Source organism: Pseudomonas sp. CBC3 (genome assembly GCF_037967085.1).
Classification (GTDB): domain Bacteria; phylum Pseudomonadota; class Gammaproteobacteria; order Pseudomonadales; family Pseudomonadaceae; genus Stutzerimonas.
Genome location: NZ_JBANEO010000002.1, coordinates 691,688 through 717,493, shown reverse-complemented (window position 1 = coordinate 717,493; position 25,806 = coordinate 691,688). Strand labels below are relative to the sequence as shown.

At 58.6% G+C, this 25,806-nt stretch carries 25 protein-coding genes and 1 tRNA gene; 7 read left to right on the top strand and 19 right to left on the bottom strand.

What is annotated here, in order from left to right; all coding sequences use genetic code 11:
• Positions 1-60: 60 nt before the first annotated feature.
• The 4 genes from asd to leuC all read right to left on the bottom strand — a co-directional run bounded on the left by asd (position 61) and on the right by leuC (position 4,472).
• Complete coding sequence (gene asd, locus V6943_RS10550) at positions 61-1,173, bottom strand: aspartate-semialdehyde dehydrogenase (RefSeq protein ID WP_340553427.1); 1,113 nt, start codon at positions 1,171-1,173, stop codon at positions 61-63.
• Between the two features lie 54 nt (positions 1,174-1,227).
• Positions 1,228-2,310, bottom strand: a complete 1,083-nt coding sequence (leuB, locus tag V6943_RS10545; protein WP_340553426.1) for a 3-isopropylmalate dehydrogenase — start codon at positions 2,308-2,310, stop codon at positions 1,228-1,230.
• Between the two features lie 75 nt (positions 2,311-2,385).
• Positions 2,386-3,033: a 3-isopropylmalate dehydratase small subunit gene (leuD, locus tag V6943_RS10540; RefSeq protein WP_340553425.1), complete on the bottom strand. Its 648-nt coding sequence runs from the start codon at positions 3,031-3,033 to the stop codon at positions 2,386-2,388.
• An 11-nt stretch (positions 3,034-3,044) separates the two neighbouring features.
• Positions 3,045-4,472, bottom strand: coding sequence for a 3-isopropylmalate dehydratase large subunit (gene leuC / locus V6943_RS10535; protein ID WP_340553424.1), 1,428 nt, complete (start codon positions 4,470-4,472; stop codon positions 3,045-3,047).
• A 185-nt stretch (positions 4,473-4,657) separates the two neighbouring features.
• Between leuC and V6943_RS10530 the strand changes: the two genes are divergently transcribed.
• Together V6943_RS10530 and V6943_RS10525 are read left to right on the top strand one after the other, a co-directional pair.
• Positions 4,658-5,524 (top strand): LysR family transcriptional regulator, encoded by an 867-nt coding sequence (locus V6943_RS10530; RefSeq protein WP_340553423.1) that lies wholly within the window; start codon positions 4,658-4,660, stop codon positions 5,522-5,524.
• Between the two features lie 125 nt (positions 5,525-5,649).
• Positions 5,650-8,556, top strand: coding sequence for an EAL domain-containing protein (locus tag V6943_RS10525; protein WP_340553422.1), 2,907 nt, complete (start codon positions 5,650-5,652; stop codon positions 8,554-8,556).
• Between the two features lie 173 nt (positions 8,557-8,729).
• Here the strand turns inward: V6943_RS10525 and V6943_RS10520 are convergent, their stop codons facing one another.
• From V6943_RS10520 to V6943_RS10455, 14 genes are all read right to left on the bottom strand, one after another.
• Entirely contained in the window at positions 8,730-9,044 is a 315-nt protein-coding gene (locus V6943_RS10520; protein WP_131648426.1) for a ComEA family DNA-binding protein, read from the bottom strand.
• A gap of 131 nt (positions 9,045-9,175) precedes the next feature.
• Positions 9,176-10,393 carry a flagellar hook-associated protein FlgL gene (gene flgL / locus V6943_RS10515; protein WP_340553421.1) on the bottom strand — a complete coding sequence of 406 codons (1,218 nt, stop codon included), beginning with the start codon at positions 10,391-10,393 and terminating at the stop codon, positions 9,176-9,178.
• Positions 10,394-10,404: 11 nt separating this feature from the next.
• Positions 10,405-12,423 carry a flagellar hook-associated protein FlgK gene (gene flgK, locus V6943_RS10510; protein ID WP_340553420.1) on the bottom strand — a complete coding sequence of 673 codons (2,019 nt, stop codon included), beginning with the start codon at positions 12,421-12,423 and terminating at the stop codon, positions 10,405-10,407.
• A 2-nt stretch (positions 12,424-12,425) separates the two neighbouring features.
• Positions 12,426-13,616, bottom strand: coding sequence for a flagellar assembly peptidoglycan hydrolase FlgJ (gene flgJ / locus V6943_RS10505; RefSeq protein WP_340553419.1), 1,191 nt, complete (start codon positions 13,614-13,616; stop codon positions 12,426-12,428).
• A 10-nt stretch (positions 13,617-13,626) separates the two neighbouring features.
• Entirely contained in the window at positions 13,627-14,730 is a 1,104-nt protein-coding gene (locus V6943_RS10500; protein ID WP_131648422.1) for a flagellar basal body P-ring protein FlgI, read from the bottom strand.
• Between the two features lie 13 nt (positions 14,731-14,743).
• Entirely contained in the window at positions 14,744-15,439 is a 696-nt protein-coding gene (gene flgH / locus V6943_RS10495; RefSeq protein ID WP_131648421.1) for a flagellar basal body L-ring protein FlgH, read from the bottom strand.
• A 29-nt stretch (positions 15,440-15,468) separates the two neighbouring features.
• A complete protein-coding gene (gene flgG, locus V6943_RS10490) occupies positions 15,469-16,254 on the bottom strand; it encodes a flagellar basal-body rod protein FlgG (RefSeq protein ID WP_025241209.1) in 786 nt (261 codons plus the stop codon).
• Between the two features lie 45 nt (positions 16,255-16,299).
• Positions 16,300-17,040 (bottom strand): flagellar basal-body rod protein FlgF, encoded by a 741-nt coding sequence (gene flgF / locus V6943_RS10485; RefSeq protein ID WP_131648420.1) that lies wholly within the window; start codon positions 17,038-17,040, stop codon positions 16,300-16,302.
• A gap of 190 nt (positions 17,041-17,230) precedes the next feature.
• Positions 17,231-18,556: a flagellar hook protein FlgE gene (gene flgE, locus V6943_RS10480; RefSeq protein WP_197444578.1), complete on the bottom strand. Its 1,326-nt coding sequence runs from the start codon at positions 18,554-18,556 to the stop codon at positions 17,231-17,233.
• A gap of 31 nt (positions 18,557-18,587) precedes the next feature.
• Entirely contained in the window at positions 18,588-19,268 is a 681-nt protein-coding gene (flgD, locus tag V6943_RS10475) for a flagellar hook assembly protein FlgD (protein ID WP_197444577.1), read from the bottom strand.
• A gap of 18 nt (positions 19,269-19,286) precedes the next feature.
• Positions 19,287-19,730, bottom strand: a complete 444-nt coding sequence (gene flgC / locus V6943_RS10470) for a flagellar basal body rod protein FlgC (RefSeq protein WP_131648417.1) — start codon at positions 19,728-19,730, stop codon at positions 19,287-19,289.
• A gap of 14 nt (positions 19,731-19,744) precedes the next feature.
• A complete protein-coding gene (gene flgB, locus V6943_RS10465; protein ID WP_197444778.1) occupies positions 19,745-20,149 on the bottom strand; it encodes a flagellar basal body rod protein FlgB in 405 nt (134 codons plus the stop codon).
• 214 nt (positions 20,150-20,363) lie between these two features.
• Complete coding sequence (gene cheR, locus V6943_RS10460) at positions 20,364-21,188, bottom strand: protein-glutamate O-methyltransferase CheR (protein WP_340553418.1); 825 nt, start codon at positions 21,186-21,188, stop codon at positions 20,364-20,366.
• A 37-nt stretch (positions 21,189-21,225) separates the two neighbouring features.
• The gene (locus tag V6943_RS10455) at positions 21,226-22,158 is read right to left on the bottom strand and encodes a chemotaxis protein CheV (RefSeq protein WP_340553417.1); all 933 of its coding nucleotides are present in this window, start codon (positions 22,156-22,158) and stop codon (positions 21,226-21,228) included.
• Positions 22,159-22,237: 79 nt separating this feature from the next.
• Between V6943_RS10455 and flgA the strand changes: the two genes are divergently transcribed.
• From flgA to V6943_RS10435, 4 genes are all read left to right on the top strand, one after another.
• Positions 22,238-22,984, top strand: a complete 747-nt coding sequence (gene flgA / locus V6943_RS10450; protein WP_340553416.1) for a flagellar basal body P-ring formation chaperone FlgA — start codon at positions 22,238-22,240, stop codon at positions 22,982-22,984.
• 98 nt (positions 22,985-23,082) lie between these two features.
• Entirely contained in the window at positions 23,083-23,412 is a 330-nt protein-coding gene (flgM, locus tag V6943_RS10445) for a flagellar biosynthesis anti-sigma factor FlgM (RefSeq protein ID WP_340553415.1), read from the top strand.
• A gap of 43 nt (positions 23,413-23,455) precedes the next feature.
• Positions 23,456-23,926 carry a flagella synthesis protein FlgN gene (locus V6943_RS10440; protein ID WP_340553414.1) on the top strand — a complete coding sequence of 157 codons (471 nt, stop codon included), beginning with the start codon at positions 23,456-23,458 and terminating at the stop codon, positions 23,924-23,926.
• Between the two features lie 68 nt (positions 23,927-23,994).
• Positions 23,995-24,741: a flagellar brake protein gene (locus V6943_RS10435; RefSeq protein WP_340553413.1), complete on the top strand. Its 747-nt coding sequence runs from the start codon at positions 23,995-23,997 to the stop codon at positions 24,739-24,741.
• Between the two features lie 155 nt (positions 24,742-24,896).
• On the opposite strand, the gene V6943_RS10430 is transcribed toward V6943_RS10435, so the two are convergent.
• Positions 24,897-24,973 (bottom strand) — tRNA-Arg (locus V6943_RS10430).
• Positions 24,974-25,493: 520 nt separating this feature from the next.
• Here V6943_RS10430 and V6943_RS10425 point away from each other — a divergent pair.
• A complete protein-coding gene (locus V6943_RS10425) occupies positions 25,494-25,676 on the top strand; it encodes a PA3371 family protein (protein ID WP_131648410.1) in 183 nt (60 codons plus the stop codon).
• The last annotated feature ends 130 nt before the right edge of the window (positions 25,677-25,806 follow it).

Below are 25,806 nucleotides of genomic sequence, written 5' to 3'. Positions count from 1 at the left end.
CCGGATAAAAAAAGCGCCGCGGCTGTGCCGAGGCGCTTCGGGTGTTTCCTTCCTTGCGGTTTAGCGCTCCAGAAGGATGCGCAACATCCGCCGCAAGGGTTCCGCGGCGCCCCAGAGAAGCTGGTCACCCACGGTGAAGGCGCCCAGGTAATGGGAACCCATGTTCAGCTTGCGTAAACGACCGACAGGTACGTTCAACGTGCCGGTCACCGAGGTCGGACTGAGCTCCTGTATGCTGGCGTCCCGATGATTCGGAACCAGCTTCACCCAGGGGTTGTGTTGGCTAATCATGCCCTCGATGTCCGAGATCGGCACATCCTTGTTCAGCTTGATGGTCAGCGCCTGGCTATGGCAGCGCATGGCGCCGACGCGCACGCAGATGCCATCGACCGGAATCGGACTCTTGAAGCGACCGAGGATCTTGTTGGTTTCAGCCTGCGCCTTCCACTCTTCACGGCTCTGCCCGTTGGGCAGCTCCTTGTCGATGTACGGGATCAGGCTGCCCGCCAGCGGCACGCCGAAGTTATCTACCGGGAAGGATTCGGAACGCTGGCACTCTGCGACCTTGCGGTCGATCTCCAGAATAGCGCTGGCCGGATCGGCAAGTTCATCGGCAACCGCAGCATTGATGGTGCCCATCTGCTTGATCAGTTCGCGCATGTTCTGCGCACCGGCGCCGGATGCCGCCTGGTAGGTCATGGCGCTCATCCACTCGACCAGACCGTTCTCGAACAGGCCGCCGAGCCCCATCAGCATCAGGCTGACAGTGCAGTTGCCACCAATATAGTTGCGAGTGCCGGCATCGAGCTGCTGGTCGATCACCTTGCGGTTGACCGGGTCCAGCACGATGACCGCATCATCCTGCATGCGCAGGGCGGACGCAGCGTCGATCCAGTACCCATTCCAGCCGGCTTCACGCAGCTTGGGGAATACTTCGTTGGTGTAGTCGCCACCCTGACAGGTCAGGATCACGTCGAGGCTTTTCAGCTCATCGATGCTGTAGGCATCCTTGAGCGGCGCGATGTCCTTGCCGATCGAAGGCCCCTGACCGCCTACATTGGAAGTGGTAAAGAACACCGGCTCGATCAGGTCGAAGTCCCGCTCTTCCAGCATCCGCTGCATGAGCACGGAACCGACCATGCCGCGCCAACCGATCAGACCTACACGTTTCATCGCAACTACACCTATATATAAAGTGGCCCACCCGCTTGAAGGCGGGCCAAGAGATTACAACTTCGCGAGCGCCGCGACTACCGCATCGCCCATCGCCTGGGTGCCGACCTTGCTACAGCTCTCGGACCATATGTCGCCGGTGCGCAAGCCTTGGTCGAGCACGTCGCTGACCGCTCGCTCGATGGCATCGGCCGCCACCACCTGATTAAAGCTGTAGCGCAGCATCATCGATACAGAAAGGATGGTCGCCAGCGGGTTGGCGATGCCCTTGCCGGCGATGTCCGGCGCCGAGCCATGGCAAGGCTCGTACATACCCTTGTTGCTGGCATCCAGCGACGCCGACGGCAGCATGCCGATGGAGCCGGTGAGCATGGAAGCCTCATCCGACAGAATGTCGCCAAACATGTTGTCCGTAACGATCACGTCGAACTGCTTGGGCGCGCGGACCAGTTGCATGGCCGCGTTGTCGACGTACATGTGCGACAGTTCGACCTCGGGGTAGTCCTTGGCGACCTCCTCGACCACGACCCGCCACAACTGGCTGGAGGCCAGCACGTTAGCCTTGTCCACCGAGCAGAGCTTCTTGTTGCGGACCATGGCCATGTCGAAACCGACCTTGGCAATACGGCGAATTTCGCTCTCGCTGTAAGGCAACGTGTCGTAGGCCATGCGCTCGCCGTTCTCCAACACTTTGCTTTCGCGCGGTTGGCCGAAATAGATGCCGCCGGTCAGCTCGCGCACGATAAGGATATCCAGACCAGCAACGATCTCCGGCTTGAGGCTGGACGCTTCAGCCAGTTGCGGATACAGCAGCGCCGGACGCAGGTTGCCGAACAGGCCCAGCTGCGAACGGATTTTCAGCAGCCCGCGCTCCGGGCGGATGGCCGGCTCAATCTTGTCCCACTTGGGACCGCCGACGGCGCCGAGCAGAATGGCGTCGGCGGCACGCGCGCGCCCCAGGGTTTCATCGGCCAGCGGTACGCCGTACTTATCAATGGCAGCGCCACCCAGCTCGTCATAACTCAACTCGAAACCCAGCTGAAACTTATCGTTCGCCAACTGCAGCACCTTGACCGCCTCGGCCATGATTTCCGGGCCGATACCATCGCCGGGCAATACCAGAATCTTTTTCGACATTTCCATTCCTTCAGATAAGCGCTCATGGTGGGCTGAAGCCCACCCTACTTTTATTCTTGCGGCTTGCCGCTGCTGTTATTTGATCGCGCCGAACAGCCAGGGCTGGCTCTGCTGATGCCTGGCTTCGAATACCTTGATCGCGTCGGCATCCTGCAAAGTCAGGCCGATGTCGTCCAGGCCGTTGAGCAGGCAATGCTTGCGGAAGGCGTCGACCTCGAAGCCGTACTGCCTGCCATCCGGGCGCGTGACGGTCTGCTCGGCCAGGTCAACGGTGAGTTGGTAGCCCTCGTTGGCCTCGGCCTGTTCGAACAGTTCGTCCATCTCGGATTCGGTCAGGATGATCGGCAGCAGACCGTTCTTGAAGCTGTTGTTGTAGAAGATGTCGGCAAAACTCGGCGCGATGATGGTGCGGAAGCCGTACTCTTCAAGCGCCCAGGGCGCATGTTCGCGAGAGGAGCCGCAGCCGAAATTCTCACGTACAAGCAGCACGCTGGCGCCCCGATAGCGCGGGAAGTTCAGCACGAAATCGTGATTGACCGGACGCTGTGAACAATCCTGGTTCGGCTGGCCAACATCCAGATAGCGCCACTCATCGAACAAATTCGGACCGAAACCGGTGCGCTTGATCGACTTCAGGAACTGCTTGGGAATGATCTGATCGGTATCGACGTTGGCACGATCGAGCGGACAGACCAGGCCGGTGTGTTGGGTGAATGCTTTCATGTTTCGCCTCCTCAGGCCTGGAGCAGTTCGCGCACGTCGATGAAACGGCCGGTCACAGCGGCTGCCGCGGCCATGGCCGGGCTGACCAGATGAGTGCGGCCACCAGCCCCCTGGCGCCCCTCGAAGTTGCGGTTGGACGTGGACGCGCAATGCTCGCCGCTGCCCAGCTTATCCGGGTTCATCGCCAGACACATCGAGCAACCCGGCTCGCGCCACTCGAAACCGGCTTCGAGGAAAATCTTATCCAGCCCTTCCGATTCCGCCTGTTGCTTGACCAGGCCCGAACCCGGCACCACCATCGCCTGCTTGACGGTCGCGGCGACCTTGCGCCCCTTGGCCACTTCGGCAGCAGCGCGCAGGTCTTCGATGCGCGAGTTGGTGCAGGAGCCGATGAACACGCGATCCAGCTGGATATCGGTGATCGGCTGGTTGGCGCGCAGGCCCATATATTTCAGCGCGCGCTCGATGGAGTCGCGCTTGACCGGATCGGATTCTACCGCCGGGTCCGGAACCTGTTGGTCGACCGCCAGGACCATTTCCGGCGACGTGCCCCAGCTCACCTGCGGCTTAATGTCCTCGGCTTTCAGCTCAACGACAGTGTCGAACACCGCATCCTCGTCAGATACCAGATCTTTCCAGACCTCGACTGCCTTGTCCCAGTCCGCGCCTTTCGGCGCATAAGGGCGACCCTCGACATAGGCGACGGTTTTCTCGTCACAGGCCACCATGCCCACGCGAGCGCCAGCTTCGATGGACATGTTGCAGAGGGTCATGCGGCCTTCCATGGACAATTCGCGGATGGCGCTACCGGCGAATTCCAGCGCGTGGCCGTTGCCGCCAGCGGTACCGATCTTGCCGATCACGGCGAGCACGATGTCCTTGGCGGTGACGCCGAACGGCAGCTTGCCTTCAACGCGCACCTGCATGCTCTTCATCTTCTTGGCCACCAGGCACTGCGTGGCGAGCACATGCTCGACCTCGGAAGTGCCGATGCCGTGGGCCAGCGCACCGAAGGCGCCATGGGTGGACGTATGCGAATCGCCGCAGACCACGGTCATGCCCGGCAGGGTCGCGCCCTGCTCCGGGCCGATGACATGCACGATGCCCTGGCGGATATCGTTCATCTTGAATTCGAGAATGCCGAAGTCATCGCAGTTCTCGTCCAGAGTCTGCACCTGAATGCGCGAGACCTCGTCGGCGATGGCTTCCAAGCCGCCCTGGCGCTCGCCCTTGGTGGTCGGCACATTGTGGTCCGGGGTGGCGATGTTGGCGTCGATACGCCACGGCTTGCGCCCGGCCAGACGCAACCCTTCGAACGCCTGCGGCGAAGTCACTTCATGGAGAATGTGACGGTCGATATAGATCAGCGACGAGCCATCGTCGCGACGCTTGACCTCATGCATTTCCCAGAGTTTGTCGTAGAGCGTTTTGCCGGCCATCGGACTCTTCCTCATCAGTTCTGCGGGCAAATAGCCCTTTCGCTTATGGGGAGATGCTAGGGGGTTGCGTTTAATTACTCAAATTCATATTTTTTATCTAACGCATTCCTCGCAGGAATCTCACGAACATTAAGTCGAGTGGGCCGGGCGGCCCACTACGGTCATTTAACGCCTTGGAAAAATACATGGATCTAGCCAGCCTCAACGCCTTCATCGCCATTGCTGAAACCGGCAGCTTCTCTTTGGCAGGAGAGCGCCTGCACCTGACTCAACCGGCGGTGAGCAAGCGTCTTGCCGCGCTGGAGTCGCAGCTCGATGTGCGCCTGTTCGATCGTCTGGGACGGGAGATTGGGCTCACCGAAGCCGGCCGAGCTCTGTTGCCCCGTGCCTACCGAATCCTCAATGTGCTGGACGACACCCGCCGCGCATTGGCTAATCTCAACGGTGAAGTCAGCGGTCGCCTGTGTCTGGCGACCAGTCATCACATCGGCCTGCATCGCCTGCCGCCGTTGCTGAGGAGCTTCACACGTGCCTATCCCAACGTGAACCTGGACATCCGCTTCCTGGATTCAGAAGTTGCCTACGAAGAGGTTCTTCATGGTCGTGCCGAACTGGCCGTGATTACCCTGGCGCCACACACGACTGCGCCGATCCGCGCCAGCAAGGTATGGGACGATCCGTTGGATTTCGTCGTCGCACCGGAGCATCCGCTGGCACAAAAACAGCAGATAACCTTGGCCGACGTGGCCGGCTACCCCGCCGTGTTTCCAGGTGGCAACACCTTCACCCACCATATCGCTCAACGGCTGTTCGAGCGCGAGAATCTCAGACCAAACATTACGATGAGCACCAATTATATGGAGACGATCAAAATGATGGTCTCCATTGGCATCGCCTGGAGCGTGCTGCCCCGCACCATGCTCGATGAACAGGTGGTGCGTCTGCCGCTGCCTGGGGTTCAACTAACGAGGGAGCTCGGCTACATAACCCATACCGAGCGCACCCTGTCGAACGCAGCCAAGGCCTTCATGTCTTTGCTGGATGCAGGCTGACGCACTTGCACCTTGCCATCTGCTACAGATAAGTTCGGGACATAACAACAAGAGCACCAGAATCATGAGCAGCACCGGTTATCGGCCGATCCGTCACCTTCCTACCTGCCCGGCGGAAACCATTCATGCGACCGCCTGAATCCCTGATCGGTGTCGGCGCCAGCGAAGCGGCAATGCCCTGGCGGGATGCGACCCGCCTATTATCGGTACTCGACGCCGCAGGACTTGGCGTTTGGTCGTGGGACTTGCAGCGCGGCATCGTCCACTGGTCGCTCGGCACAGGGCGGCTGTTTGGTCTCAGTGAACCGCTCACTCAGATTACTCAGGACGAGTATCTGAATCTGATCGCTGCCGAAGATCGGCTTCATCTCACAACCGTCGCCCGCTCCGTACTGTCGGGCGACAGGTCGCGCTTCAGTGTTCGTCACCGGGTGCGCTGGCCAGACTCAAGCGTGCACTGGATGGAGATCGATGGGCAGCTGCAGGACAACGGCACCAGCTCATCGATGCTGGTGGGCATCGTCCGCGACATTACCGCTCAGCACACTCAGGCCCAGGCCTTCGAAGACAGCCAGGAGCGCCTGGAACTGGCGCTGGCCTCAGCAGAGCTGGGCAACTGGGAATGGCACATCCCAAGCGACCGGCTCTATGCTTCGAGCCGCGCTTCTGAATTGCAGGGCATCATCGACGGTCCGTTCGATGGTTCGTTCCGGGAGTTTTTTCGCAGCGTCGCAGCCAATGACCGACAGACCATGCGCGAGGCTTACAGCGATCTGCTGGCCGGGCGGCGCCAAAGCTATCAGACGACCTATCAGGCAGTACATCCGAACGGTACCGTCCGGCATCTGGAAACCACTGCCAAGCTGTACCGTGACGAGCACGGCGTGCCGTTGCGGATGGCCGGAATCATTATCGACGCCACGGAGCGGGTCCTGCGCGAACAGCACCTGGCCGCGTCCGAAGCCAGATTTTCCGCCTTGTTCCAAGGCAGTCCCGACCCCATTTCCCTTTCCCGTATCCGCGACGGCACCTTCATTGATGTCAATCCCAGCTTCAGCGCTGTATTCGGCTGGGAAGGCAGCGATATCGTTGGGCGTTCGGCTCCGGACATACATTTCTGGCGCGACGAGAAACAGCGGCAGTCGCTCTATCAACGGCTGACTCGTGACCAACGCCTGGACGACGCCGAAGCGCAATTTCGCACCAGGGCTGGACAGTACATCACATGCGTGGTCTCCAGCCGCTTCATTCGAATCGACCGAAGGCTGTGCATCGTGACGACTTTCCGCGACATCACTGAGCGCCAGCAGGCCGAAGCAGCCTTGAAAGCCAGCGAGGCCAAGTTCGCCAGGGCATTCCATTCAAGCCCCGACGCCATCATCATCAGCGAACGCGCCACCGGACGCTTCATAGAGGTCAACGAAGGTTTTCACCGTCTCTCCGGCTACCGCCCGGAAGAAGCCATTGGCCGTACATCCACCGAACTGGGCATCTGGTCGGACTCGCAGCGCAAGGACATTCTCGAACAGCTGGAGCGTGACGGCCGCGTCGCCAACTGGGAAATGGTCGGCCAGGATCGTCACAGCAACCCTAAACACATCGAGGTGTCAGTCGAACCGATCGAACTCAACGACACCGACTGCCTGTTGATATCGGCGCGAGACATCAGTCAGCTGAAGGCTGCACATGCGCAGATCCATCACCTGGCGTATCACGACCCACTGACCAACCTTCCCAACCGGGCGCTGCTGATGGATCGTCTGGTACAGCAGATTGCGCTGCACAAGCGCCATGACCTGCGAGGCGCCCTGCTGTTTTTAGACCTGGATCATTTCAAGCACATCAACGATTCGCTTGGGCATCCGGTCGGCGATGCTGTCCTGAAGATGATTACGGCTCGCCTCGAAGCCAGCACCCGCCAGGAAGATACCGTCGCGCGCCTCGGGGGCGATGAGTTCGTCGTTCTGCTGACAGGTTTGAGCGGCAGGCGCTCGGAGGTGACGCGCCATGTTCGTCAGATTGCCGAAAAGCTACGGACCCTGCTCGCCGAGCCCATGACATTCGAAGGCAACCGGTTGCACGTCACCCCAAGCATCGGTATCGCCCTTCTGCCTGACCATGGCGACACACCCGCCGATCTCCTGAAGCGAGCCGACATTGCGCTCTACGGGGCCAAAGCAGCCGGGCGCAACGCCATCCAATTGTTTCGCACGACGATGCAGCAAGCCGCAAGCGCACGCCTGCAGCTGGAGAGCGAGCTACGGTTGGCGCTGCAGCGCAACGAATTCGAGTTACAGCTGCAACCCCAAGTGGATGCACGCTCGGGTTCGGTGATCGGCGCTGAAGTTCTGTTGCGCTGGAATCACCCGGAGCACGGCCCGCGCTCGCCCGCTCAGTTCATTGATGTGCTGGAAGAAAACGGCCTGATCGTCGAAGTCGGCGACTGGATCATCACACAAGCCAGCCGCATCGGCGCTTCGCTGTTGGCCGCGGGACTGGTGCACCCCGACACCTTCAGCCTTTGCGTCAACATCAGCCCGCGTCAGTTCCGTCAGAACGAGTTCGTCGAACGCACCCTCAATGCGCTGAAGGCCACCGGGGTTCCGCATAGGATGATCAAGCTTGAGATCACCGAAGGTATTGTGATCCAGAACCTGGACGACACCATTGCCAAGATGCGCCGCCTTTGCCGACACGGCGTCAGCTTCGCCATGGACGATTTCGGCACTGGCTATTCATCGCTCACCTATCTGAAACGATTGCCGGTGGATTTGCTCAAGATAGATCAGTCATTTGTACGAGACGCGCTGGATGCGCCCAACGACGCCGAGATCATCCGCGCTATCGTCGCGATGGCTAGAAGTCTCGGGCTTGAGGTGATCGCCGAAGGGGTCGAGCAGCAGGCGCAGCTAGACTTGCTGCAACTGCAGGGCTGTCACCTGTATCAGGGTTATCTGTTCAGCCGTCCGCTGCCCCTCGACGAGTTCAGCAGGCTTCTGACAGGTTCCGACACGAACGATGGCGGCGGCTAATAGGCAGCGAAACGGCTAGGCATATTATGTGAGCGCAGCGACTGCCCTTCGCGCTGATCGGGCAGGATCGGGCAGGAACGATAGCCCGTAAACAAAAGCCCTGGCACAGGCCAGGGCTTTGTCAGCGTACTGAAGCCAGCGGAACACACCGGCTTAGAAATGAGCTCACCTGATCAGTTCAGGCTCAACTTGGCGCGGTTCTTTTCCAGGGTAGCGGCACCAATCCCTTTGACTTCCAGCAACTCATCGACCGAGCCGAACGGGCCATGGGCTTCACGGTACGCGATGATGGCCTTGGCCTTTGTTGCACCGATGCCTTTGAGTTCGCGGGTCAGGGTTTCGGCATCGGCCGAATTGAGATTGATTGTTGCCGTTTGAGCTACGGCTACTTCTGCTGCTGCAACAGGTTCAGTCTGAGCTGCATGGCCGCCAATGGAAACGCTGGCAAGCAATGCGAAGAGTGCTGCGGAGAGAAAAGACTTGGTCATGATTCACGTCCCTTTGAGTGTTGGTTTTCGACCGGCGCGGTACTCCATGCGCCGCCGGGACACTTTATGCTGCAACAATGCCAAGTCAAATCGGCGCGCTGGTTCTGTGAACCACGCCCGCCAGGCCGCGCTTAACGCATCACATTGAACAGGCTAAGCCCGGAAATTTTCACGTAGCTCTGCTGGGCCGCTTCTAGAATGACCGTTTGCATCGACAGCCGCGACAACGCCTCGGCGTAGTCCAGTTCGCGCAGTTCCGCCTGGACGCCTTTGTTGACCAGCGCGACGTCTTCGTTGTCGGTCAGGGTGGTGTCGATGGTATTTAACCGTGCGCCAATATTGCCGCGCGCCGCGTCGACACTGACCATGCCGTGGTCGAGGTTGGTCAAGGCGACTGCGACCGCGTCGCGGACGCCGGTGTTGCCGGTCGCTGGATCTTCCAGAGCCTTGCGGAGGTTAGCAATCGTATCGAGAACTCCTTGTTTAGGACTCTCACTTTCGGGAATCGTAATTACCTCGCCGGCAGTCGGCTCGCCTGAGATATAAAGAGTCACTCCGCCAACTACCAGCTTGTTTTCCTTTTCTCCGTCACTGTCCAAACTACCAGTGCTAAGGACGTTCCCGCTGGCGTCGGCCACGCTATAGTTCCGCTCGTTCGGACTCGCGCTGAACGTGATTTCCAACCCTCCAATGCCGGCAAAAGCGACCTCATCACTAACCAGCGCGTCTGAAACATTCAACGTCGAAGCCGCCTGGTCAGATACCGCAGCGCCAAGACGTCCAGCGTTGGTTACGTTCTCGAAAATGGACTTGCCGTTATCGCTGATCGGAACACTCAACGAACTGGCAATCTGCAACTTCCGCTGCCCCTCGTCACCCTGATAGCTGTAGCTACCATCCGTGCCCCTGACAAAGGGCTGCGTCTTGCCCTGAAATCCTGAGAACAAATACTCACCGCGCGCATTGCGCGTATTCATCAGCGACAGCAGCTCATCCTCGCGCTCACCCAGCTCGGCAGCGATGGCTTTGCGGTCCTGCGGGTCTAGCGCACCGTTACCGGCCTGAACCGCCAGCTCGCGGACACGCTGCAGCACGGTATTGACCGAGTTCAGCGTCACTTCTTCCTGAGTCAGGCTGTTCTTCGCAGCCGTCAGATTGGAGTTGTACTGGCCAAGCACGTTCTGCTGTTGCTCCAGCTGCAGCAGGCGTACCGAGGCAACCGGATCGTCCGCAGGCGTAAGGATGCGGTTGCCGGTGCTGATCTGCTCCTGGGTGCGCGTAGCGTTGGCGTAGTTTCGCTGGATGCCGGTCACGCCGTTATTGAATGCTTGCAAGGTCGAGATGCGCATGGGCGGGCCTGTTACCTGAAGGTGCTGATCAATGTATCGAACATGGTGCGCGCAACTTGAATGATCTGGGCCGAGGCGTTGTAGTACTGCTCGAACTTGATTAGGTTGGCGGCTTCCTCGTCGAGGTTCACGGCCGAGAGCGAGTCCCGGTTGTCGGTCGCCTGCTTGAGGATCGCACCCGTCGCTTCGCTGTCCATGCGAGCCTGAGCGGTCAGCGTGCCGACCCGCTCTACCAGCTCGCCGTAGCCATCGGTGAAGCTGGAGCCCGACCCGACAACAGAGCCATCGACCCCGATCGTCTGCTTTGTCTGCAGATCCACCAGCTTTAATGCGTTGCGGTTGTCCGATACGCCGCTCTGGTTGAAGTTGAGCGAGAAACTGTCATTCGCCTGTGGTCGTCCGTTGATAGTGAAATCAAACTGATAAACCTCTCCCGATGCTGCCGTATAAGCCAGCCGAACGGTGTTGCTATTACCGGATTGAAGCGTCGGAGTCGCTGGATTGCCGCTGCCATCGACAAGAGAATTGCCATTTTCATCCACGTATGACCAGTTGCCTGTAGCGGCGGACAACGTGAAGGTGCCGTCTGCGTTGACGGTTGCAGCTAGATTCAACCCACTGCCGAACGCTGTTTTCAGTTCGGCAGGGTCGATAGGCGAAGGCGCGGAAACCATGTCCGGCTGGCCAATCGCTCCGGTACCGCCGTTTTGCAAACTGCTTTCCGCACGCACTGCCGCAGCGAAGGCGAGCTGATCAGCCTGATCGAGCACTGCGCCGATTTCAGAGGCGCCGCGCCGAGTCGGCATGATCAATACCTTGTCACCCTCGCCGAGCGACGAATCGATCCGATGTAAGTTAAAACCCAATCCAGGCACTTCGGTACCGAACGTTTGACCCTCGATCCAGCGCCCACCCACCGGACGAATTCGATAACTGTCGCCCGCGCCGATTTCTATCTCGTAGTCACTAGCAGCAAGCGACGAGGTGTTAGTGATCTCGACATTTATCCCCGTCGGATAACTGCGCTTATCGACCAGATCGGCCGCATTGATATCTTTGAACAGGCCGACGCCAACGTTGCCCTTCAAATCCAGCCCCTGTCCCAGCTGGGTATTGACCTGATCACTCACAGCCAACGCCAGCTGCCCCAGCGAATTGAGCGTGGGGTCCAGGACTTCCTGGCGATAGCGAATCAGCCCACCCAGCTCGCCGCCGGTAATCTGCGACGTAATCCCCTGGCGCGAGCCGCCGCTGACAAACTGGATCTCGTGACGGTTGGGATCGCCCTGCCCCGGCACGATTTCCAGCCGGCTGACGGCGCTTCCGACGACTAGGGGCTGACCAGTACCGACCGAGATATTGAAGCTATTGTCGTCCTGCGGCGTTACGGTGACGCCGATGTAGGTCGATAACTGACGCACCGCCTCGTCGCGTGCGTCGAGAAGGTCATTGGGTTGTTTGCCGTTGGCCGAAGCTGTCGCGATGGCTTGGTTCAAGCTACCGATGCTGCCGGCCAGACGATTGATCTGATCGGTGACCGCAGCCATCTGCTTGTTGGTGAAGTTGTTCTGCTCGGTCAGCCGGTCGGAAACGGTATTGAATCGGCGCGCCAGCCCCTCAGCCTCCGCCAGTACCAACTGACGTGCCGGAATGTTGGCGGGGTCTTCCGCTGCCGTTTGCAGTGCCGAGAAAAACTTCTGCAGCGAGGGCGTGATGCCGGTCGTGCTGCCTGCCAGCAGAGAATCGAGCTGGTCGATCTGGCTTTTGTAGGCCTCCACATCGCTGCTCAGCGAGGTGCTGCTGCGCAGCTGGCTGGTCAGGAACTCGCTGTACGTCCTGCGGATTTCCACCAGCGTAGTGCCCGAGCCGACATAACCCGCCCCGCTGAATTGAGGGGTCCGAGTTGCCTGGGATGCATCCTGGCGGCTATAGCCGGGAGTATTGACGTTGCTGATGTTGTGGCCGGTGATCGACAGCTGGCTCTTGCTCGCACTCAAGCCCGACAGGCCAATATTCAGTAGGTCAGCCATGATTAGCCTCTAGTCCGCACGGCGGGCGCTGAACTCGCGTCAGCGATCGTCTGGTAGGTCTGCACTTTGCGAGCGATCTGATTGATCTTGTTCGCATATTGCGGGTCGGTCGCGTAACCGGCCCGCTGTAATTCGTTGACGAAGCGCTCCGAGTTACCGGTGGTGCTAGCAACCTGAATAGCCGGCTGGTAGCGGTCGTTGTTTTCGAGCAGCCGAACGTAATCGTTGAAGCTCTGTTCGAACGAGTCGTAAGCCCGGAACCCCGCGACTTGCTTGGTCGCCTTGCCATTGATGTACTCGGTTGTGGTGACCTTCGCCGACTCACCTTGCCAACCCGTGGCTTTGATGCCGAACAGGTTGTGGCTGTTGCTGCCATCTTTCTGACGAATCATCGACTTGCCCCAGCCGGTTTCCAGCGCAGCCTGCGCCACCAGGAAGCGCGGCTCTACGCCGAGTCGCTTGGCGGCTTTCTCCGCCATGGGCAGCATGGTCGCGATGAATTCGGCCGGTGAGTTGAAACGCGTCTTGCTCGGCGCGCTAGGTGCCGTCGCCTCGACGCCATTGACGATCAACGGCGCGTCTTGAGGTGCTGCGAACGCCGTCGCGGGCTGCCAGTCGAGATTCACCAACGGCTGCGGCTTGCCGGCCTGTTGGGCGTCGGCTCCGTTCTTTGCAACCTCGACAGGTGCGGTCTCTGCCGACGGGCGCTCGGCAAGCTTGCCCGGCAGCGCCAGGCGGCGTTGATTCAGCAGCTGCGAGTCATTTCTGGCCGGCGCAACGGCGGCGCTGGGGCTGATCGACGCTTTCGCGCCTTCGGTCTGTGCAACCTGCGCAAAAGGATTCGGCTTCTCGCTGGGCTCCTGCTGCTTGCTCAGCTGACGGATCAGCACGTCAGCCAGGCCAATACCGCCGCCTTCCTTGGAAAGCGTGACCGACAGCTGCTGGTCGTGCATATCCTGATACTGCTTGCTGGCCTGGCTGTTGAATGGATTGTCCTTGGACATCACCTCGGTGGCCGAACGCATCGACTTGAGCATCTCGTTCATGAACAGGGACTCGAACTCCTGCGCAACCTTGCGCACGTTCTCCGCGCCGTCACGGTCCTTGCCAACCTTGAGCTGATTCAGCCGATTCAGGTCGGAATAGCTGCCGCTATCAGGTGTGCGCCGGCCAAGCCCCAGTCGATTTTCCATGTCCCGGTCCTCAGATCACGATCAGGTCGGCTTGCAAAGCGCCTGCTTGCTTGAGCGCTTCGAGGATAGCCATCAGGTCGCTGGGCGCGGCGCCCACCTGATTCACCGCTCGCACGATCTCATCAAGCGTGGTCCCCGGACCGAACTTGAACATCGGCTTGGCCTCCTGCTCCGCCTTGACGTTGGAGTTGGGCACCACCACCGTCTGGCCGTCCGACAGCGGGTTCGGCTGGCTGACTTGCGGGTCTTCGGAGATGGTCACGGTCAGGCTGCCATGGGTAACTGCCGCCGGCTGCACACGAACGTTCTGGCCGATCACGATGGTGCCGGTGCGCGAGTTGATGATTACCTTGGCCACCGCCTGGCCAACGTCGACTTCGAGGTTTTCCAGGATCGATAGATAGTCGACGCGCTGGCTCGGGTCCAGAGGTGCGGTGATGCTGATCGAGCCGCCATCGAGCGCCTGGGCCACGCCCGGGCCGAGCAGTTCGTTGATGTGATCGACGATGTTCTTGGCGGTGGTGAAATCTGGGCGATTGAGGTTCATCGTTAGGGTGTTGCCCTGATTGAACGCGCTCGGCACCGGCCGCTCGACCGTCGCGCCGTTCGGAATGCGGCCTGCGGATGGAATGTTCACGGTAATGCGCGAACCGTCCGCGCCGCCGGCATCAAAACCACCCACCACCAAGTTGCCCTGGGCAATGGCGTAGACGTTGCCGTCGATACCCTTGAGTGGCGCCATCAACAGGCTGCCGCCGCGCAGGCTCTTGGCGTTACCGATCGACGAAACGGTGATATCGATGGTCTGGCCCGGTTTGGCGAAGGGCGGCAGATCGGCATGAATGGACACGGCCGCGACGTTCTTCAGCTGAACGTTGCCACCTGCCGGCACCTTGATGCCGAACTGCGCCATCATGTTGTTGAACGTCTGCACCGTGAACGGCGTCTGGGTGGTCTGGTCGCCACTGCCATTGAGGCCGACCACCAGGCCGTATCCGATCAACTGGTTGCTACGAACACCTTGAATGGTGGCGATGTCCTTGAGCCGCTCGGCTTGGGCCGGAACGGCTACCAGGCACAGCAAGGCAACTACGAATGAGCTGAACAGTTTCATTGCCTGCACCTGCTTAGAACGGCCACAACGGGCTGATGAAGAAACGATCCAGCCAACCGGGCTGACTGGCATCGGCGAAGGCGCCGGTGCCGGAATAGGTGATGCGGGCATCGGCGATACGGGTCGACGGCACGGTGTTGTCGGTGGCGATGTCGTCCGCGCGCACCAGGCCGGCAATGCGCACCAGCTCATCGCCCGTGTTGAGTGTCATCCACTTCTCACCGCGAATCGCCAGGATGCCGTTTGGCAGCACGTCGGACACCGTGACGGTGATCGAGCCGGACAGGCTGTTGCTCTGCCCTGCCTGGCCGGAGCCGGAAGTATCACGCGCCGCGTCGTACTCGGCGCCCAGGTTCATGGCGTTGCCGGTCAACGGGTTGGCCATCGATACGGCGCCGCCAAACAACGAGCCGAGCCCGATATTGGCGCTGCTCTCCTTGGATATCTGGGAATTGGCATTCTTGCTCGCCTGGGTCCGCTCGTTGAGCGTGATGGTGATGATGTCACCGACCCGATGGGCCTTCCGATCGTCGTACAGATTGGTTTCGAAACCCGCCTGATAGATGGCGCCGTTGTTTTGCGCAGCCGGCAGCGGCGTACGCGGCAGGACCGGCGCGTAGTACGGGTCATTGGGCTTCGGGGCTGGCGCCACGCAACCGGTCAGAACCACAGCGGACATCAGCGGAAGAACAATCAACAAGCGGCGCATATTCACCTCAATCCAGCGGCTGACAGCTGTTACAGCTGCTGGGTAACGAAGGACAGCATCTGATCGGCCGTGGAGATGACTTTCGAGTTCATCTCGTAGGCGCGCTGAGTGGTGATCATGTTCACCAGCTCCTCGACGACACTGACGTTGGAGTTTTCCAGAGTGTTCTGCAGCACCGTGCCCAGTCCGTTCAGGCCGGGCGTGCTGACCTGCGGCGCACCGCTTGCGGCGGTTTCCAGGAACAGGTTGCTACCCATGGCCTGCAGGCCTGCCGGGTTGACGAAGTCGGCGGTCTGCAGGTTGCCGATGATTTGCGGCGCCGGGTTGCCGAGTGTGGTAACCGAGACGGTGCCGTCCTCGCCGACCGTGAAGGTCTGGGTTTCCGGCGGTACGACAATCGCCGGCTCCAGCGCATAGCCGTTGGAGGTCACGATCTGGCCGTCGGCGTTCAGATGGAAGCTACCGTCACGCGAGTAGGACACGGTGCCGTCGGGCAGCAGCACCTGGAAGAAGCCGCGGCCATTGATCGCCATGTCGAGCGGCTGCTCGGTAGTCTGCAGGCTGCCGGCAGTGAACTGCTTCTGCGTGCCGACGATGCGAACACCGGTACCCAGCTGCAGGCCGGACGGAAGCTCGCTGTCCTGGGTCGACTGGCCACCTGGCTGCCGCCGGATCTGATACAGCAGATCCTGGAATTCGGCGCGGTCTTTCTTGAAGCCCGTGGTGGAAACGTTGGCCAGGTTGTTGGAAATGGTCGTCAGGTTCATGTCCTGGGCGGACAAACCCGTCTTACTCACCCACAGTGCTGGAAGCATATTCTTCTCCTCGTGCGCCGGTATTCGGGCGCAGCGCGTTGTTTACTAGCTGAGTTGCAAGACTCGGGCCGCAGCGGCACTGTCTTCTTCGGCGGTACGCATCATTTTCACGTGAAGCTCGAACTGCCGGGACAGCGCCAGCATCGATGTCATCTCCGCCACCGCGTTGACGTTGCTCGCCTCGAGAAAACCGGACGTCACGCGAACCGCGGCGTCAGCCTCGACGGGCTGGCCGTCCTTCATCCGAATCAAACCATCGGTGCCCTTTTCCAACTGCTTCGGATCGGGGTTGACGAGCTTGAGACGGTCGACCGTCACCACCACATTCGGATCTTCTCCGAGCGCACGAATGCTGATGGACCCGTCGGCGCCGATCTCCACTTTCTCTTCCGGCGGCACGGCAATCGGCCCGGCATTGCCGAGCACCGGCAAACCGTCGCCGGTGCGCAGCATGCCGAGCGTGTCGATATTCAGGCTGCCGGTACGGGCATAGGCCTCGCTGCCGTCGGGCGCTTGCACCGCGATCCAGCCCTCGCCCTCGACCGCCACGTCCAGATCTCGACCCGTTTCCTGCAACGTGCCGGCACTGAAATCCGTGCCTGGACGCTCGGTCATGGCATAGACGCGTGCCGGAAAACTGTCGCCGAACACCTGCATTGAACGCGCTTGCTCAAAGTCACGACGGAAGCCGGTAGTCGAGATATTTGCCAGGTTGTTGGCATGAGCCTGCTGAGCACGAGCGTTTTGGCTCGCACCCGTCATGGCTACATAGAGCATCTTGTCCATCGAACCTCCGAGACGCGTGAATTGACGCTTGACCGTTCCATACCTTCTCGAAAGCAATGCGCATGCCAACCACCAAAAGGCGCTTAAGCTACTGATTTGCAGAGATTTAGAGAAAAGAAAAGGCCCCGAAGGGCCTTTTGTTAGACGGAGCGGCAGAATTCCGCCATGCAGCGACTGCCGCTGCGACTCGTCAACGCAAGTTGATGATCGTCTGGGTGATCGCGCTTTCGGTTTCGATTGTCTTGGCGTTCGCCTGGTAGTTGCGCTGCGCCACGATCAGGTTGACCAACTGGTCCGACAGCTCGACGTTGGAATCCTCCAAGGCGCCGGCCTGCAACGAGCCCAACGTGCCGCTGCCTGGCGGGTTGCGCACTGGTTCGCCGGATTCGAACGACTGTACCCACTGGGTTTTGCCTACTGGGGTCAAACCCTGAACGTTGGCGAAGTTGGCCAGGATGATCTGGCCCTGCACTTTGGATTGGCCGTTGGTATAGCGAGCAAAGATCTCACCTGTTTCCCCAATCTCAAGGCCGGCAAGCTCGCCCGTGGTATAGCCGTCCTGACTTACGCTATTAACCGCAAACGCGCTGGCGTACTGGGTGGAGCCACGCATATCCAACGTCATGTTCAATCCGCCCGCAGGCGCCGCATTGTTCAGTGACCAAGTACCGTCACTGTTCTGGATGGCAGGCTGCCAGCCGTTAAGCGCCATGCTGCCGTCAGCCGGGGTGATCAAACTGCCAGAAGGGCTGAACTCAAGCGTTACTGAAGCTGGCTCGGTGCCGCTCCAAGCAGCTACTGGCGGGACGGCAGACGGATCGCCCGGTGTGGCGATAGGCATTGCTGGGTTACGCCCATCAATCAGTACGTTCATTTGCCAGGAGTTAGACGTGGGCGATTTAACGAAGTACTGCGTCATGACATGAGCATTGCCTTGCTCGTCATAGATGTTGGTCGAGGTCGACGAGTTATAGGTCAGCGGATCTGCCGGATTGAATGGCGTATTGACCGGCTGGGTATTGGTCGAATTCAGGTTGAAACCTTGGGCGATTGTCGTCGTCGCCTTAGGCTCCTGGCTGGCCGTCTGGATCTTCAGGTCGCTCACACGCCCTGTCTGGATATTGCCATTACCGTCGACCGAGTAACCCTGAAGGTTGTAGCCGAAGTTATCGACCAGATTGCCCTCTTTATCCGTTCCGAAATAACCGGCGCGGGTATAGCTCAGCGCACCGTTATTGCTGACCTGAAAGAACCCGTTGCCATTGATCGCCAGGTCCAGCGCATTCTGCGTGTAGTTGATGTTGCCCTGGTTGAATTGCTGCGACACGTTCGCAAGCAACACGCCGCTGCCCTGGGGATTCTTACCAGTTCCGAGTACGGACGAGGCATACACATCCGCAAACTCTGCACGTGACTGCTTGAAGCCAGCAGTTCCGGCGTTAGCGATGTTGTTACCTGTAACGTTGAGGTCTTTGCTGGCGGCACGCATGCCGCTAAGGCCGATATTGAACGACATGAATTGCTCCTGTTACCGGGTGTGCCGGCAGTTACTGACCAATGACCTGGACTTGAGACAGCCCAATGCTGCCAACACCGGCCAGGTTGAGCATCAGCTCCCCGCCGTTCTGTCCGAGCGTGACGCTGTCTACGTTGGCTGGGAGCAAGGTGTACAAACCCTTGGTCTCGCCTTGATAGGTGGCTTGTGCTTCGAATCGGTAGGTTCCAGGCGGCAAGGTATTGCCGCTCGAATCCTTGCCGTCCCACATGAACGAAACGTTTCCGGCTTCCTGCTGGCCCATGTTGATCCGGTTGACCACCGTGCCGGCACTGTCATAAACGTTGACCGACACGTTGCTGCTGGTCGTCGGCAATACCAGGCTGGCCTTGAAGGTTTCGCTGGTATCGACGACGGCCTTGTCGGTGGGCACGATCACCTTGCGGCCAACCAGCGACGACGCCTGTAGCGCCTGGGATGACTGATAGCCCGATAGCATGGTTTCCATGCTTGAGTTCAGCTTCTCCACACCTTCGACCGTACTGAACTGGGCCAACTGTGCAATGAACTCGCCGTTTTCCTGAGGTTCCAGAGGGTTCTGGTTGTTCAGCTGAGTTACCAGCAGCTCAAGAAACTCGTTCTTGCCAAGATCGTTGCTTTTTACTTCGCGATCTTTGATCTGGTATTGGTCGAGTACCGAACCGGTACCGCTGACGCCGCCTGTCGTGCTCATGGCTATCTCTCGTAAGGGTTACTGGCCTAGGGTCAGAACTTTCTGCAGCATGGTCTTGGCCGTATTCATCAACTCGGCGTTGGTCTGGAACGACCGGCTGGCAGAAATCATGTCCGCCATTTCCTCCACGACGTTGACGTTCGGGTAATAGACGTAGCCTTCTTCATTCGCAGCCGGATGGTTGGGCTCGTAACGGGCTTGCAGCTCGCTCTGGTCTTCCACCACGCCGAGCACCTGAACACCGGCACCAGCTTGATCCTGCTCGGCGAACAAGGATCCGCTTGGCGTACCGTTGGCCTGCTGCAACATGGTCGCGAAGACCGGATGGCGGGCGCGGTAAGTTTGATCGACGCTGGACGAAACGGTCTCAGCGTTGGCGATGTTGCTGGAGATGGTGTTGAGGCGAGTGCTTTGAGCACTCATGCCGCTGCCGGCGATATTGAATACGCTGCTAAGGGACATGGGCTTCGCTCCTGTTATTCGCCGCGCAGGGCGCTCATGAGCCCCCTGAATTTACTGTTGAGAAAGGTGAAGCTTGCCTGGAAGTCGACGGCGTTTTCGGCGTAAGCGGCTTGCTCGACCTGTGCATCGACAGTGTTCTGATCCAGCGAAGCATGCATCGGCGTGCGAAATCGAAGGCCTGGATCGGCAATCTCAAACCCTTGCGCCGCGATGTGCTTGCTACTGGTGACAGCGACGCCGAACTCGCCCTGGTTTTTGCTCTGCTGGGCAGCCAGAACGCTGCCGAACTCCAGATCACGGGCCTTATAATTAGGCGTGTCGGCGTTGGCAATATTGTTGGCAAGCACCTCGGCACGCTGAGCGCGAAAGCCAAGTGCTTTTTCGTGGATACCCAGAGCTTTATCGAAACTGATGCTCATGATCTGGCCCTCTGCCGGATACAGTCTGCTTAGCAAACCAACAGCAAAGGCCATGCCATTTCGATAATTAACTGATTTAGAAGGGATTTATAGCAACGCATCAGGAGCGATGCGTCAAAAGCGGCAAAGCTTTTCCATGTTTTTGCCGCCTCTTCACTCATGACCGACAGATTTCTGCCGCCGCCTCGCTGCGACGCTGCAGGATCGACCGTTCCTACTTAGCCTTATAGATGATGCCTGGACTGCATTGGATCATCTGGTACAACTCAGGAAGCCCGTTCAGCGCCTCGGATGCCCCGAGAAACAAATATCCGCCCGGCTTCAGCGTGGCGTGAATACGCCGAAGAATGTCTTTCTTCACATCCGCAGAAAAGTAGATGAGCACGTTACGGCAGAACACCACGTCGAACTTCCCCAGCACCGCATAGCTATCGAGCAGATTCTGAACACGGAACTCGACGCGGTTTCGAATCGCTGGTTTGACAACCCAACGGCCTGGTGTCTTGACGTCGAAATAACGCTGTAAGCGCTCGCTCGACAATCCCCGCGCGATAGCCAGACTGTCGTACTCCGCAGCCTTGCTTGCAGCAAGCATGGTGCCAGACAGCTCGGTAGCGACGATCTGAACTGCCAACTTAAGTTGGCTGGGGTTGCTGCGCTCATATTCGTCGACAGTCATCGACAACGAATAAGGTTCCTGCCCCGAGGAACAGGCAGCCGACCATATACGCAGGCGTTGACCCGGCGCGGTTTTCAGGAGCTCCGGCAAGGTCCGGCTCTTGAGCACTTCGAATGGATAGGTATCGCGAAACCAGAGCGTTTCGTTGGTCGTCATCGCATCCACGACCTGCTCACGCAGACCGCTGCGTGGCTGGGCCTGAATTTTCCTGACCAGATCGCCAAGGCTCTTGAGCCCCTGCTGCTCCATCAGCTTGTTCAGCCGGCTGGTTACGAGGTACTGCTTGTTGCTGCCCAGCAGAATGCCGCACGTCTTCTCTAGGAACACTCGAAACTGATCGAAATCCGGATCACCTGACACTGATAAGGCCCACCAGTCGTATTGAAGAGGACATGCCTCAATTCTTATCCGTAGTTCGGATTCGCTCTATCACCCGGTTGGCCAGTTCGTCCGCCTGAAATTTGGCGAGAAAATCGTCCGCACCGACTCGCTTGACCATGCTCTGGTTGAACACACCGGAAAGCGAAGTATGCAGCAGAATATGCAAATCCCGCATGGCCGGATCATGACGAACCTCGGTGGTCAACGTATAGCCGTCCATCTCAGGCATTTCGATGTCTGAAATCATCATGACGAATTCCTCGGATGGCTTCTTGCCGTCTGCTATCAACTTTCGCAGGTAGGTCAACGCCTGGCGGCCATCGTTGTGTGCAACCACCTCGATTCCCAGATTCTGTAGACAACGAATTATCTGTTTCCGCGCAACCGAGGAATCATCGACGATCAGAACCCGGCTGGATGACGCCTTGCTGGTGGTTTCCTCGTCCGCGATACCAACCGATAGCACCTCTGAAACGGGAGCCACCTCGGCTAGCACTTTTTCCACATCGATGATTTCGACCATCTGGCCATCCACATGGGTGACAGCTGTCAGATAGTGATCAGGCCCAACGCCTTTGGGCGGCGGCAGGATGGCTTCCCAGTTCATATTGACGATCCGCTCCACCGATCGCACCAGAAACCCGAGCACCTTGTTGTTGTATTCAACGATGATGGCGAAGCTATTGGAGAGGTCCTGCAATGCAGGTTTTCCGGTAGCCAAGGAAAGATCGAGAATCGAAAGCGTGCTGCCACGTATATTCGCCACGCCACGCACAACCGGACTGGACCGAGGCATGATGGTGAGCCGAGGACACTGCAGGACCTCTTTAACCTTGAACACGTTAATGCCATAGAGCTGCTTGTCATCCAGCCTGAACAGCAGCAACTCCAGACGATTCTGCCCCACCAGCTGGGTACGCTGGTTAACCGAATCCAATACACCGGCCATGCCAGTTCCTCTTGCTTTGCGAAATGGTGTTCAGAATATCCGGCAGACTTACCGGCACGCCCTTTGCTTCTGCCATGACATGAACGAACAGATGACTTTTTTCCGGCGTCCTTGCATTGCGCTTTGTCGCGCGATCCTGTTTTCGGCGCTATGCGGGCTGAGCCAGTTTGCTGACTCGGCAACAAGGCCTGAACAGCTTATCGACGCAGCACGCGGATTTCTTGAGCGTGAGGTGACCGACTATTTGCAGCGTAGCCAAATCCAGGCCCGCCATCAGGTCGAGGTCAACAGACTCGACCCTCGCCTGCGCCTGGCGCATTGCGATCGCCCGTTGACTACGAAATTGGAAAGCCCTGCGCAACCTGTTGGCCGCACAACCGTACGGGTCAGCTGCGAAGGCTCGGCGCCCTGGTCCGTTTTCGTCCCCGCGCAGGTCCATTTGTTCCGCGAAGTAATAGTTGCCCGGCGACCGCTGACGCGCGAAAGCATCTTGGAGCAAGCCGACGTGACTCTAGCCGAGCGGGACGTCAGCCTGCTGACCCAGGGTTACCTGACGGCCTACGATCAGGTTCTGGGTAACAAACTCACCCGCAGCGCCCTTCCCGATCAGGTGCTTACCCCTAACGCTGTTTCGCTCGCAGAGATCATACGCAAAGGCGATCAGGTCGTAATCACCGCGAAAAATTCGTCGATAAATGTAAGAATGCCAGGCGAAGCTTTATCCGATGGCGCACTTGGCAGTCAGATCAGGGTCAAAAATCAGCGATCTGGCCGCGTTATCAAGGCCCGCGTCGTTGGTCCCGGTCAGGTGGAAGTCGCGATGTGACGGACGCTGCCGCAGCCACTCCGGGAAAATAAAGCTAAAGTTTCCCATGGCTTTGCCGAAAAGCAGGCAAGCGTCCTGACTTATTCGAGGTTTCGATCATGGCTATCGATTTCAACCGGCCCAACGGTGCCGTCAGCCCACCGAGCAGTGGGCGAAGCAGCAATGTGCAGAACACTGAGCGGTCAACGGTTCCGCAGCCTGCTGCCGACGCGGTAAAGAACACCAGTAGTACGGCTGTATCCGGCGAGAGCGTTCAGTTGAGCCCGGAAGCACAACGTCTGCAGCAAACCGCTGAGAAGTTGAGCCAGCAACCCTCTGTCGATCAGGAGCGTGTCGCTCAGATCAAGCAGGCGATAGCCGATGGCAGCTATCAGGTGGATCCTCAGCGGGTGGCATCGAAACTGCTAGCGTTCGAAAGCCAGCGTTGAACCCAGTAAAAGGTAGCCAGGCGTCAGCGCATTAGAGACCACTATGCAAGATACCGAATTGCTTCAACAGCTGGTTGACGATATCGGCACCGCCCGAAAGCTTCTTGAGCTCATCGATGCCGAGTACCAGGCACTTGCCGAGCGCAACCTCGCAGGCCTGGAGCAGCTGCTCACACAAAAGCAGACACTCCTGGCGCTGCTGGGTCAGCATGGCGCCTTTCGCAGCCAGACCCTTGCCAGGGCGCAGCTTAGCGCTGATAAAAAAGGCTTGGCGGCCTTTGTTGCGAACTCGGCGATAGGCGACGACATTCTTGCCCATGCGGAGCAACTCGAGAGCGTTTTAGAAACCTGCAGAAATTCCAACGACCGCAACGGCAAGCTTATTCGCGCTAATAAGAGCGCAGTAGGCGCCATGCTGCATGTGCTGCAGGGTAGCAACCAGACGCCCGATCTCTACGACCGCCGAGGCGCCACCGCCAGAACGGTAAATCATCGCCCGCTCAGCCAGGCCTGACCGCCGCCAAATAAAGGCAAAATGCTATTATGCGGCGGACGTCGTTACATGCCGGAGAGCAATGCTAAGTGTCCAATCCGTTTGCAGAGGACGGAGGCCCGCAGCCCCCACAGATCCTCAAGACAACAACCGAGATCCACGCGACTCTGAAGCAACTGCTGGATAACCACATCCCGCTACTGGTCCGATTCGTTGACCGTAACCAGCGCTATCAGACCTATATGGTCGAAATGAACCGTGAGAAGGGCTGGATCGCGCTCGACGAGTTGATACCTAACGACGGCGAACGCTTGATGGCGTCCGGCGAAGCCTTTCAGGTTGAAGGCTATTACGAAGGCGTGCGCATTGCCTGGAGCAATGATCACCCGGTGCATCCAGGCGAACTGGAAGATGTCCGCTGCTACTGGACACCCCTACCCGATCAAGTCCTCTACCATCAACGACGCAACGCGTACCGTGCCTCGTTGGCTGGCCAACCTATCGTTGCCGAACTCAGCGACAAAACTATCAAGCCTGTTGAAGGTAAAGTGCTAGACATGTCGGCGACTGGCTGCAAGCTGAGCTTCCAAGGCAACCTTCAGAGTGGCCTACAGACGGGACGAGTGTACGAACACCTCTCCGCAAGGCTTCCCTTTGGCACCATCACAACGGCGGCCGAACTACGGCATGTCGTTTTCGATGAAAAGCTCGATGTCACTTTTTGTGGAATGCGCTTCTATCGCATCAGTGGCCTGACGCAACGCCAGATCGAACGATTCGTCTACCAGCTACAACGCGAAGCACGACGCGACCAGCCGAGCGGCCGCTTCAGCTGAGATAGATACCCCGTTACGAAAAGACGAGCAAATGGTTAGAGCGGCTCCCGGCAAGCCGTTCAACCCACGTCACTCTGATTGGTCATGAATTATCCCGCCGCGGCTATCGATAGGCCAGACGGCGGCGGGATGCCGTGACCTAATGGAAGCAAAGCTGGCGTCCCAGGCGAGGTTCGAACTCACAACCTTCCCCTTAGGAGGGGGATGCTCTATCCAATTGAGCTACTGGGACGCGTTAGGCGCAGCATGTTAGCGGGCCTCGGCTCGTTTGTCATGCGCTTGGCAACAGAGCCAGACCCGTCAGTCAGCCGTATAACAAATGCGCTGGAACCATGACCCACCTTATATTGCATTTTGCATTGCGCTTTTTATATGCATCATGCAAAACGCATCATGGACATAAAATAAGCTGTCGTAAGCATATGAAAAATAAGGAATTTTTTCCTTAAAAAGATGGCACACCGAATGCTTAAGCCATGCGAACCATTTGCGAAGGAGCCGCCAATGCTACGCCCAGCTTATTTATTCAGTTCAGCCATCCTGGCCGTGGTCGCTGTGATGCAATTGCAGGCAACAGCGCAGGAACCAGAACACGCTCCAACTGGCACATTGGAGCAACCCGCTACCCCGTCGGTTCATAGGCTGACAATGCCAGCGCAAACCATTAGCAGCCAAGCAATGAGCACGCCCACGCAACCGCAACGGTGGGTCTTCTAAGACCCCTGCGTTTTGTTTCATCAAGGAGATAACGGATGTCTATTTATGGCTGCATTTTCCTTCTGCTCAGCATCATCTGTGGCGCACTGAGCATTGGTACTGCCCTTCCCGACATGTGGGAGCCGGTCGTAGAAGGAGGCACGGTATTTTTTTGCGTTCTCTTCGTGATCTCACTTCTGATCGGTCGGCGGATTAAATTCGATCCAGTACTACGCTAGGACGCGATTAACAGACAAAGATCAGTAGCTGATCACAGTAACGGCGTTTCGCCATCATCATGTCTTTACTCTGATATTTGTCGTCGTATAATTGGCGCCATAAAGCCGCCTAGCATCTTTTTTTTTCAGG

What these genes read in the sequence shown, in the direction of transcription:
- asd (WP_340553427.1), bottom strand. Translation starts at nt 1,173, where the DNA reads ATGAAACGTGTAGGTCTGATCGGTTGGCGCGGCATGGTCGGTTCCGTG.
- leuB (WP_340553426.1), bottom strand. Translation starts at nt 2,310, where the DNA reads ATGTCGAAAAAGATTCTGGTATTGCCCGGCGATGGTATCGGCCCGGAA.
- leuD (WP_340553425.1), bottom strand. Translation starts at nt 3,033, where the DNA reads ATGAAAGCATTCACCCAACACACCGGCCTGGTCTGTCCGCTCGATCGT.
- leuC (WP_340553424.1), bottom strand. Translation starts at nt 4,472, where the DNA reads ATGGCCGGCAAAACGCTCTACGACAAACTCTGGGAAATGCATGAGGTC.
- V6943_RS10530 (WP_340553423.1), top strand. Translation starts at nt 4,658, where the DNA reads ATGGATCTAGCCAGCCTCAACGCCTTCATCGCCATTGCTGAAACCGGC.
- V6943_RS10525 (WP_340553422.1), top strand. Translation starts at nt 5,650, where the DNA reads ATGCGACCGCCTGAATCCCTGATCGGTGTCGGCGCCAGCGAAGCGGCA.
- V6943_RS10520 (WP_131648426.1), bottom strand. Translation starts at nt 9,044, where the DNA reads ATGACCAAGTCTTTTCTCTCCGCAGCACTCTTCGCATTGCTTGCCAGC.
- flgL (WP_340553421.1), bottom strand. Translation starts at nt 10,393, where the DNA reads ATGCGCATCTCGACCTTGCAAGCATTCAATAACGGCGTGACCGGCATC.
- flgK (WP_340553420.1), bottom strand. Translation starts at nt 12,423, where the DNA reads ATGGCTGACCTACTGAATATTGGCCTGTCGGGCTTGAGTGCGAGCAAG.
- flgJ (WP_340553419.1), bottom strand. Translation starts at nt 13,616, where the DNA reads ATGGAAAATCGACTGGGGCTTGGCCGGCGCACACCTGATAGCGGCAGC.
- V6943_RS10500 (WP_131648422.1), bottom strand. Translation starts at nt 14,730, where the DNA reads ATGAAACTGTTCAGCTCATTCGTAGTTGCCTTGCTGTGCCTGGTAGCC.
- flgH (WP_131648421.1), bottom strand. Translation starts at nt 15,439, where the DNA reads ATGCGCCGCTTGTTGATTGTTCTTCCGCTGATGTCCGCTGTGGTTCTG.
- flgG (WP_025241209.1), bottom strand. Translation starts at nt 16,254, where the DNA reads ATGCTTCCAGCACTGTGGGTGAGTAAGACGGGTTTGTCCGCCCAGGAC.
- flgF (WP_131648420.1), bottom strand. Translation starts at nt 17,040, where the DNA reads ATGGACAAGATGCTCTATGTAGCCATGACGGGTGCGAGCCAAAACGCT.
- flgE (WP_197444578.1), bottom strand. Translation starts at nt 18,556, where the DNA reads ATGTCGTTCAATATCGGCCTTAGCGGCATGCGTGCCGCCAGCAAAGAC.
- flgD (WP_197444577.1), bottom strand. Translation starts at nt 19,268, where the DNA reads ATGAGCACGACAGGCGGCGTCAGCGGTACCGGTTCGGTACTCGACCAA.
- flgC (WP_131648417.1), bottom strand. Translation starts at nt 19,730, where the DNA reads ATGTCCCTTAGCAGCGTATTCAATATCGCCGGCAGCGGCATGAGTGCT.
- flgB (WP_197444778.1), bottom strand. Translation starts at nt 20,149, where the DNA reads ATGAGCATCAGTTTCGATAAAGCTCTGGGTATCCACGAAAAAGCACTT.
- V6943_RS10455 (WP_340553417.1), bottom strand. Translation starts at nt 22,158, where the DNA reads ATGGCCGGTGTATTGGATTCGGTTAACCAGCGTACCCAGCTGGTGGGG.
- flgA (WP_340553416.1), top strand. Translation starts at nt 22,238, where the DNA reads ATGAACGAACAGATGACTTTTTTCCGGCGTCCTTGCATTGCGCTTTGT.
- flgM (WP_340553415.1), top strand. Translation starts at nt 23,083, where the DNA reads ATGGCTATCGATTTCAACCGGCCCAACGGTGCCGTCAGCCCACCGAGC.
- V6943_RS10440 (WP_340553414.1), top strand. Translation starts at nt 23,456, where the DNA reads ATGCAAGATACCGAATTGCTTCAACAGCTGGTTGACGATATCGGCACC.
- V6943_RS10425 (WP_131648410.1), top strand. Translation starts at nt 25,494, where the DNA reads ATGTCTATTTATGGCTGCATTTTCCTTCTGCTCAGCATCATCTGTGGC.